Source organism: Terasakiella brassicae (genome assembly GCF_014641495.1).
Taxonomy (GTDB): domain Bacteria; phylum Pseudomonadota; class Alphaproteobacteria; order Rhodospirillales; family Terasakiellaceae; genus Terasakiella; species Terasakiella brassicae.
In genome coordinates, this window is record NZ_BMHV01000049.1 from 1 (window position 1) to 8,434 (window position 8,434).

The 8,434-nt window shown below is 44.9% G+C and carries 11 protein-coding genes; 8 read left to right on the top strand and 3 right to left on the bottom strand.

What is annotated here, in order from left to right:
* Positions 1–117: 117 nt before the first annotated feature.
* On the bottom strand, positions 118–1,023 hold the full coding sequence (locus tag IEW74_RS16725) for an MBL fold metallo-hydrolase (RefSeq protein WP_188667246.1): 906 nt from the start codon (positions 1,021–1,023) through the stop codon (positions 118–120).
* Positions 1,024–1,111: 88 nt separating this feature from the next.
* On the opposite strand from IEW74_RS16725, the gene IEW74_RS16730 reads away from it, so the two are divergent.
* The 3 genes from IEW74_RS16730 to IEW74_RS16740 are packed head-to-tail and all read left to right on the top strand — an operon-like array spanning position 1,112 to position 2,673.
* Positions 1,112–1,450 (top strand): ArsR/SmtB family transcription factor, encoded by a 339-nt coding sequence (locus IEW74_RS16730; RefSeq protein ID WP_188667248.1) that lies wholly within the window; start codon positions 1,112–1,114, stop codon positions 1,448–1,450.
* Between the two features lie 12 nt (positions 1,451–1,462).
* Positions 1,463–2,428 (top strand): permease, encoded by a 966-nt coding sequence (locus tag IEW74_RS16735; protein WP_188667250.1) that lies wholly within the window; start codon positions 1,463–1,465, stop codon positions 2,426–2,428.
* A gap of 11 nt (positions 2,429–2,439) precedes the next feature.
* The gene (locus IEW74_RS16740) at positions 2,440–2,673 is read left to right on the top strand and encodes a thioredoxin family protein (protein ID WP_188667252.1); all 234 of its coding nucleotides are present in this window, start codon (positions 2,440–2,442) and stop codon (positions 2,671–2,673) included.
* Here IEW74_RS16740 and IEW74_RS16745 read toward each other — a convergent pair.
* Entirely contained in the window at positions 2,670–2,888 is a 219-nt protein-coding gene (locus tag IEW74_RS16745; RefSeq protein WP_188667254.1) for a GDCCVxC domain-containing (seleno)protein, read from the bottom strand. The two genes, IEW74_RS16740 and IEW74_RS16745, sit on opposite strands and share 4 nt — an antisense overlap.
* 59 nt (positions 2,889–2,947) lie before the next feature.
* Between IEW74_RS16745 and IEW74_RS17735 the strand changes: the two genes are divergently transcribed.
* The 5 genes from IEW74_RS17735 to arsJ are packed head-to-tail and all read left to right on the top strand — an operon-like array spanning position 2,948 to position 7,673.
* Positions 2,948–3,829 (top strand): metalloregulator ArsR/SmtB family transcription factor, encoded by an 882-nt coding sequence (locus tag IEW74_RS17735; RefSeq protein WP_229734401.1) that lies wholly within the window; start codon positions 2,948–2,950, stop codon positions 3,827–3,829.
* 22 nt (positions 3,830–3,851) lie between these two features.
* Entirely contained in the window at positions 3,852–4,355 is a 504-nt protein-coding gene (locus IEW74_RS16755; RefSeq protein WP_188667255.1) for a phosphatase domain-containing putative toxin, read from the top strand.
* Between the two features lies 1 nt (position 4,356).
* Positions 4,357–5,376, top strand: coding sequence for an ACR3 family arsenite efflux transporter (arsB, locus tag IEW74_RS16760; protein ID WP_188667256.1), 1,020 nt, complete (start codon positions 4,357–4,359; stop codon positions 5,374–5,376).
* Between the two features lie 25 nt (positions 5,377–5,401).
* Positions 5,402–6,412, top strand: a complete 1,011-nt coding sequence (locus IEW74_RS16765; protein WP_188667257.1) for an ArsJ-associated glyceraldehyde-3-phosphate dehydrogenase — start codon at positions 5,402–5,404, stop codon at positions 6,410–6,412.
* A 13-nt stretch (positions 6,413–6,425) separates the two neighbouring features.
* Complete coding sequence (gene arsJ / locus IEW74_RS16770) at positions 6,426–7,673, top strand: organoarsenical effux MFS transporter ArsJ (RefSeq protein ID WP_188667259.1); 1,248 nt, start codon at positions 6,426–6,428, stop codon at positions 7,671–7,673.
* Here arsJ and IEW74_RS16775 read toward each other — a convergent pair.
* Positions 7,627–8,434 (bottom strand): site-specific integrase (locus IEW74_RS16775; protein WP_229734403.1); only part of this gene is annotated, 808 nt, incomplete at its 5' end. The two genes, arsJ and IEW74_RS16775, sit on opposite strands and share 47 nt — an antisense overlap.

An 8,434-nucleotide genomic window follows, 5' to 3' on the forward strand; every position in this document is an offset into this window, starting at 1 on the left:
GGAAATTTCTGATATTGCCCGGTCTAAGAATATGAAGCCGATGGCTCCTTTGACCATCAACAAATACCTGAATAAGCTATCAGCCATGTTGAATTGGGCCGTGGAAGAGGAATTGCTTTATTCCCATTCCATTTCGCTGAATACCTGTTGAGCATTCCGTTTGGCTAATGCCTCGAATTGTTCCAGATAGTTAAATTGTGACTGGTCAACATTAACGGAATCAATCATGTTTCCACCGTTTTCAAGATGTTCACCAATTTTTTCTCGAAGATTTGTGAGGTAGTGATAGGTTTGCTGTGTAGCGGCTTCCAATGTTGTCACATGTCCGTGTCCCGGCACGATTACTTTTGGCTTTAAGGCAGCAAGGTTCTCAAAAACACTAATCCAGCTTTTGGCGTTTGATTGCGAACCAACACCTAAAATGCGTTCCACATAGATAATGTCACCAGAAAAGATGATTTCTTTTTCAGGCATAAAAACAAGGCTGTCGCCCGGTGTATGGGCTTGACCGAAATGAAGAACTTTAATGATCTCTCCGCCAATTTTTAATTCAAATTCTGAATCGAAGGTCTGGTCTGCATATGAGGGGGTGGTTCCTTTCATGCCTTCACCAAGGAAGCGTTCTAATGCGATAAGCTGATCGTTTTCTCGATTTTTATGGTCTTCCACCGCCGTAGACGAGGCTATGATTTTTGCCCCTTTGGATTTCCAATATTCGTTTCCCAACCATCGGTGATCCTGCCCACCAGAGTTAATAACGTATTTGACGGGCTGCTTGCTGATCTTTTTGATTTCTCCGTCGATTTGGCGTGCCCCGTTCCAGCTACCGCCCGGATCAACAAGAACTACACCTTCATCGGTAATGATCACGCCAAATGTTGCGTTATTGGCGAGATTGTCGGCAGAGCGTTGCTCCTTTGGGCCAACCAAAGCATAGATGTTGTCTGTGATTTTTTGTGGTTCAAGGGCATATCCCGTTGTTGCCGATAACAGCAGGCCGCAAAAAAGAAGAAAAGATTTCATGTTACATTTCCGTATAACTTAAAAATTATATATCCGATCAAGTGCATATGCGATTGACGGAATATTCGTTTTAATGTATATAAATATAATGAAATATGCAATCGAAACCTTTTCTGCCTTATCAGACCCTATACGCCTGAGGTGCTTGTCACTTTTGGCTGTCGAAGGGGAAGTTTGTATTTGTGAGTTCGTTTATACCTTGGAAGAAGCACAGCCTAAAATTTCTCGGCACATGAAGTCATTAAAAGATGCAGGTCTGGTGCAATCTCGCAAAGAGGCCCAATGGATGCATTTTCGGATTTCAGAGCACATGTCTTCATGGCAGGAACAGGCTGTCGGTGCAGCTATCGTGGCGATGGTTGATTCCGAACAAAGCAAGGAAGACGCAAAGCGATTGAAAACGATGAAAAATCGTCCGCCACGTTGAAAGGTGGTTTAAATGTTCGAATTTTTTACATGGCTTGCCGACGTACTGACCTATGACATTATGGGTATTGAACGAGCGACCAAATTGGCAGATGCGATCCATTTCTTTATTGAAGATACCAGTAAAATCTTCTTCCTTTTAACTCTGATCATCTTTCTAATGGGATTGTTCAGAAGTATTTTATCACCTGAAAAAATCAGAGGTTATATTGAAGGAAAACCAAAGGGTGTTTCCTATTTTTTGGCGGTTGGCTTAGGTGCTGTTACTCCCTTTTGTTCTTGTTCATCGGTGCCGCTCTTTATCGGTTTTGTAGAGGCTGGCATTCCCGTTGGAGCGACTATGGCTTTTCTTATTGCCTCTCCAATGATTAATGAAGTGGCTGTTGTTGTATTGGGGACAGTGATTGGTTGGGAGATGACAGCTATTTATGTTGTCACAGGATTACTTGTTGGCATGTTTGGCGGTTGGGCAACAGACTTTTTCAAAATGGAACGATATGTCGAAGATTACGTTTGGAAGATCAGGACAGGACAAATTGTCACCCCCTCCTATGACACAACATGGAAAGGGCGGATCATTTTCGCTTGGGGGGAAGTTAAAGAAATTGTTGGTCGTATCTGGAAATATGTTTTTATAGGGATCGCAATTGGTGCCGCCTTACACGGATATGTCCCAACCAGCTTTTTTGCTGAATATGCGTCAGCAGATAATTTGTTTGCGGTTCCGCTTGCCGTTCTTTCAGGCATTCCGCTTTATTCAAACGCAACTGGGGTTATTCCTGTTGCAGAAGCCCTGCTTGGCAAAGGAGTGCCAATCGGCACGGTCATTGTCTTGATGATGAGTGTTGTTGCGATTTCAATTCCTGAATTTGTCATTTTAAGAAAAGTCATTCGCATACAAGGTTTGGTTTACTTCGCCAGCTTTTTGGCACTGGCTTTCATATTTGTTGGATATATGTTCAACGCATTGGTTTCTTGAGGAGCAAAGAAATGAAAAACGTTAAGGTACTCGGTTCTGGATGTAAAAAATGTCAACAAACGGCTGATGCAATTCAGAAATATGCAGACGACAATAATATTGATATTGAGGTCGAAAAAGTAACCGATATGGCAGAAATTATGAGATATGGCGTTATGTCTACGCCGGGTGTTGTTGTCGATGAAGTCACGGTCCATGCGGGTGGTGTACCGAATGACGAGCAAATCAAAGCTATATTAGCTTAACAGCCACAACAGGTCGTGCCTGCCTGAATGGGTGGGCACGGCGTGTCACCATATGAACAGTAAACGCAGCAGTCCCCCTGTTTGGGCTTCAAGACAGCACCACACCCTTTGCAGTCATAGAAATACTGGCAAGCATCGGTCGGCATTTCTTCCGTTTCAACATGACCGCATTCAGGGCATGTAATAGTAGATGTGAGCTTTATTTCTTTTTCCATATTTCTATCTTAGCCCGTTTTAAAAAGAACTTGAAGAACTCTCGTCATAAAACTATAACATGACTCTTCGTATTTTCACGAAATATAAAAATGATATGAAAACAGAGAATGCCGTACAGTTATTTGCCGCCCTTGCACATGAGACAAGGCTTGGTGCATTTCGAACCCTGATCAATAAGGGGGCGATGAGTGCTGGGGATTTGTCAGAATATCTGCATGCAACGCCTTCTACCCTTTCTGCACATTTGCGAGAATTGCGAATGGCGGGATTGATTGATAGCTATAAACAAGGTCGTTTCATATTCTATGAAGCCAACGTAGCTGCTGTTGGGGTATTGGTGAATTATCTGCTGATGGAATGCTGCAACGGGCAGCCGGAAGCATGTGCGGACTCTCTGGGTATCTTAAAATCCATATCAGAGGGCTGCTCAATGATTGCCGATATTTCGAAAGACAAAGTATTTAACGTTCTGTTTCTCTGCACAGGGAACTCTGCCAGAAGCATTATGGCTGAGTCCATTCTGAACCGTGAAGGCATGGGACGTTTTAAAGCCTACAGTGCAGGGTCTACACCACGAGGCGAAGTTCATCCTGAAACGATAAGACTGTTGCGTAGAAGCAATCTTCCCGTTGATCAGCTTCGTTCAAAAAAATGGGAAGAGTTTATGGGTGATGATGCTCCCAAGCTCGATTTTGTATTTACCGTCTGCGACAACGCGGCCCATGAAGTTTGCCCTGTCTGGCCCGGTCAACCTATGACGGCGAACTGGGGCGTTCCAGACCCAGTATTGGCAAGCGGAACGTCCTCTGAAATTTCTTTGGCCTTCTCAGATACATACCGAATGCTCAACAATCGCATTTCAATCTTTACGTCCCTTCCGCTGCAATCTCTTGACAAGTTATCATTGCAGAAACGATTGGACGAGATTGGACAATCCTGACAACCTCACTTGAGACTAAGAAATGACACATCCATTTGACATATTGAATTCCAGCTTAGGTGTTTCCCTGATCTTCACTCCCTGTCCGGGAACGAAGGAAACATCTCTGATTGAGGCGATTGAAACGCTGGCGAACGCTGGTGCAAAGGCCATTATCACCTTAATGCCCGATATTGAAATGCAGAAATTCAATGCCCAAACGTTGCCGGATGCGTGTCAAACTACGGGGCTTAACTGGTTTCATTTCCCCATCGAAGACGACAGTGTGCCGGACAATGAGTTTCAACAGGTTTTTCCTGATAAAAAAGCCGAAGTGCTTGGAATGTTAAAGCAAGAAAATCCTGTTGCGATTCATTGCCGGGGCGGTTCTGGTCGTACGGGGTTTATGGCGGCAATCCTATTGTTAGAAATGGGATTGGATTGGGAAACGGTGAAATCGGAAGTTCAGTCCCTTAGACCCAAAGCCCTGACTAAAACGGATCAAATTCAATATCTGCAAGATACCTATCAGATTGAGGGAGAATAAAATGGGATTATTTGAAAGATACCTCACTGTTTGGGTTGGCCTCTGTATTATCGCAGGTGTTGCATTAGGAAACATATTCCCTTCAATCTTCGCCATTATTGCCGGATTGGAATATGCTCATGTCAACTTGGTTGTAGCCGTGCTGATCTGGGTAATGATTTATCCAATGATGGTACAGATCGACTTTTCCTCCATTAAAGACATCCGCAAAAAGCCACAGGGCATTATCCTGACAGTGATTGTTAATTGGCTGATCAAACCCTTTTCTATGGCCTTTCTGGGGTGGTTGTTTTTCAAGGTCTTGTTTGCGGGATGGGTCGATCCTGAAACGGCCGAACAATATATTGCCGGGATGATCCTGTTAGGGGTTGCTCCCTGTACGGCAATGGTTTTTGTATGGAGTCAATTGACCAAAGGTGATCCTAATTACACACTGGTGCAGGTGTCGGTGAATGACATTATCATGGTCTTTGCCTTTGCACCGATTGCGGCCTTTCTGCTGGGGATTTCAGAAATTCATGTGCCGTGGGAAACACTGCTTCTTTCTGTTGTGTTGTATGTCGTCATTCCGCTGGTAATGGGCATTCTCACACGGAACCGTCTGGATCGAAAAAATGACCACAGTAAGCTCACAGCTTTTCTGGACAAAATCAAACCGTGGTCGGTTGTGGGTTTGCTTTCAACAGTAGTTTTACTCTTTGGCTTTCAGGCTGAGAAAATCATCGACCAACCGCAAGATATTGTGCTGATTGCAATTCCGTTGTTGATCCAGACTTACGGCATTTTCGTCATCGCGTATCTGGGAGCGAGAGCCTTGAAGTTGTCACACAATATTGCAGGGCCAGCATGTTTAATTGGAACATCGAACTTCTTTGAACTCGCAGTTGCTGTTGCCATTTCCTTGTTTGGGCTGCATTCCGGTGCCGCCCTTGCCACAGTAGTCGGTGTGCTTGTTGAAGTGCCTGTCATGCTGTCACTGGTGGCTGTTGTTAACAGAACACGCCATTGGTTCAGACAATAAAAATACATCTGAGAAAGGAATGAAAATGTCTATTCGTGTCGGCATTAATGGATTTGGACGCATGGGCCGCTTGGCTATGCGTGTGGCTTGGGATTGGCCTGAATTGGAAATCGTTCATATTAACGAGATTAAAGGTGGTGCCGAATGTGCGGCCCACTTGCTTGAATTTGATACGGTGCAAGGTCGTTGGGAGCACAGTGCAGAAGCAAAAGACGACAAAACCATCGTTATTAACGGCAAGTCTGTTGGGTTCAGTGAAGCATCGTCACCTGCTGATATTGAATGGGGTGAATTAGGTTGCGACATTGTGATTGAAGCCTCTGGGAAATTCAAAACCCCGGAAGCCTTGCAAGCCTATTTTGACAAAGGAGTCAAAAAGGTCATTGTTGCAGCCCCTGTCAAAGAGGGAGCATTGAATATCGTATATGGAATCAATGACGATCTCTACGAACATGATAAGCACAATTTGATTACGGCAGCTTCCTGTACAACAAACTGTTTGGCACCTGTTGTTAAAGTCATTCACGAAAATCTCAAAATTCAACGCGGCAGCATTACCACTATTCACGATGTGACCAATACGCAGGTGATCGTAGATGCTCCACATAAAGATTTGCGTCGTGCTCGATCCTGTATGAATTCATTAATTCCGACCACAACCGGCTCTGCAAAAGCGATCACCATGATCTACCCTGAACTAAAAGGTAAGCTGAATGGTCATGCGGTACGTGTCCCTCTATTGACAGGTTCATTGACTGATTGCGTGTTTGATGTTGGCCGCAAGACTTCTGCGGAAGAAATCAACGCTTTGTTCAAAGAAGCCGCAGAAGGCTCATTAAAAGGCATTCTTGGTTTTGAGGAAAAGCCTCTGGTTTCCAGTGACTTTGTTAAAGACCCTCGTTCTTCCATCATTGACGGATTATCCACGATGGTTGTCGATGGCACTCACGTCAAAATCTATGCGTGGTACGACAATGAATGGGGTTACGTGAACCGTATGATGGAATTGGCGAAGAAAGTCGCCTCATTTATGTAATAAGGCTAAGGTCATGGCTGACATTAAAAACTATGCGTCTGTAACGGCTCCGTACTGGGCATTTACCCTAACTGACGGTGCTTTGAGAATGCTGGTGCTTTTGCATTTTCACCGCATTGGTTACACCCCATTGGATTTGGCGTTTCTGTTCCTGCTTTATGAAGCAATGGGCATTGTTACCAACTTCCTTGGCGGATGGATCGGAGCACGATTTGGGTTGAAAAAAACCCTTTATGGCGGGTTGGTTTTCCAGATCGTTGCTTTGTGTATGCTGTCAGCCATGTCTCCTGATTGGAGCGTTGCCTTTTCTGTCGCCTATGTCATGGGGGCACAAGCCTTGTCGGGTGTTGCCAAAGACCTGACAAAAATGAGTTCGAAAAGTGCTGTAAAGCTCGTTGTAAAAGACGAAAATCAAGGCTTGTTGTTTAAGTGGGTTGCCTTACTCACTGGATCAAAGAATGCCCTGAAAGGCTTGGGCTTCCTTCTTGGTGGTGTGCTCCTGAGTTGGTTAGGGTTTCAGCACTCATTATGGGCAATGGCGGGGATGTTGTTCATTGTTCTGGTCCTTGCTGTTTCGACCATTAAAGGTGAGCTCGGTAAAGCCAAGGGAAAGATCAAAGGCAAAGACCTGTTTTCCAAAACACGGGAAATCAATTACCTGTCAGCGGCTCGGATATTCCTGTTTGCTTCTCGTGATGTTTGGTTTGTGGTCGGTGTTCCTGTGTTTCTGTACAGCACGTTCAACTGGTCCTTTGATCAAGTTGGCGGGTTCATGGCGGCATGGGTGATTGGTTACGGAATTGTGCAAGCCTCTGTTCCCAAACTGCTACGTAAAACAAACGGAGCCGCAGAAGGCACAAAAGCTGCGAAAGTATGGGGGGCTATTCTAGCCGTATTAACCATGCTGATAGCCGTAGGGGTGGATAATAATCTGTTAATTCAGATGGGTGTTCCAGCCCCATCCGCAATTATCCCCTATGCTCTCGTCGGCGGCCTGATGATCTTCGGGGTTGTCTTCGCCATAAATTCAGCCGTGCATTCCTATTTGATCGTAGCTTTCTCTGATCACGATAAGGTAGCACTCAATGTCGGTTTCTATTACATGGCAAACGCCATAGGTCGCCTTGGGGGAACGCTATTGTCTGGCTTAGTCTATCAGTATGCAGGGCTGATAGCTTGTTTGTGGGTGTCTGCTGGACTTTTGGTCATTGGGTTTATTTTGACCTTGTTTTTGAATAATACTCAAAGTGAACCTTGTTAAGCTCATTCAAAACAGTGGTCATGTGATACCCCTTACCATAAAAGGCTTGCGATGCACGAGAGTTTGAGCGATCTGCCCACCCGCCGAGTAGCATGGTAATTTCGTGTCGGACACCCGCTTCACGAAGGGCATCACGGAAATTATGTCGGAAACTATGGAACGATGTGCGATCACCATCCGCATCAATTGATCTCAAAAATCGGGCAAACCACTTTGAAAATTGATCCGAACGGTATCCCGTGGTGCCGGGCTTAATATCGGGGAATAACTTCCCCCGTGTCTTCCGTTCAAACTGTTTCAGATACCGCATAAATCCCAATTCCAATAACTGGGGATGAATAGGAACCACTCGCTCGGATGATTTCGTTTTAAGAACCTTATCATCAACGCCACAACCGACATCACGGGTGATATTGAAGCACCAGACCTTATCTCGAACAACGACATCTTCCACATTCAACTGACAGATTTCGTTCAATCGCATGCCGTTATAAAGCCCTATATGGGGAACCCAATATTCCGCACCTGATTTATCCGATAACGCCGTGAAGATTTTCACTAACTGATGATCTGAAAATGGCAACCGTTTATCTTGAGCATGAACGGGATCAGCGACCTTCAATCCAACAGCGGGATTATGATCCAGCAATTCCTCTTCCACGGCCCAATTCAACATGGCTGATAGCTTATTCAGGTATTTGTTGATGGTCAAAGGAGCCATCGGCTTCATATTCTTAGACCGGGCAATATCAGAAATTTCC

Coding starts and splice junctions, on each gene's coding strand:
- IEW74_RS16725 (WP_188667246.1), bottom strand. CDS start 1,023: ATGAAATCTTTTCTTCTTTTTTGCGGCCTGCTGTTATCGGCAACAACG.
- IEW74_RS16730 (WP_188667248.1), top strand. CDS start 1,112: ATGAAATATGCAATCGAAACCTTTTCTGCCTTATCAGACCCTATACGC.
- IEW74_RS16735 (WP_188667250.1), top strand. CDS start 1,463: ATGTTCGAATTTTTTACATGGCTTGCCGACGTACTGACCTATGACATT.
- IEW74_RS16740 (WP_188667252.1), top strand. CDS start 2,440: ATGAAAAACGTTAAGGTACTCGGTTCTGGATGTAAAAAATGTCAACAA.
- IEW74_RS16745 (WP_188667254.1), bottom strand. CDS start 2,888: ATGGAAAAAGAAATAAAGCTCACATCTACTATTACATGCCCTGAATGC.
- IEW74_RS17735 (WP_229734401.1), top strand. CDS start 2,948: ATGACTCTTCGTATTTTCACGAAATATAAAAATGATATGAAAACAGAG.
- IEW74_RS16755 (WP_188667255.1), top strand. CDS start 3,852: ATGACACATCCATTTGACATATTGAATTCCAGCTTAGGTGTTTCCCTG.
- arsB (WP_188667256.1), top strand. CDS start 4,357: ATGGGATTATTTGAAAGATACCTCACTGTTTGGGTTGGCCTCTGTATT.
- IEW74_RS16765 (WP_188667257.1), top strand. CDS start 5,402: ATGTCTATTCGTGTCGGCATTAATGGATTTGGACGCATGGGCCGCTTG.
- arsJ (WP_188667259.1), top strand. CDS start 6,426: ATGGCTGACATTAAAAACTATGCGTCTGTAACGGCTCCGTACTGGGCA.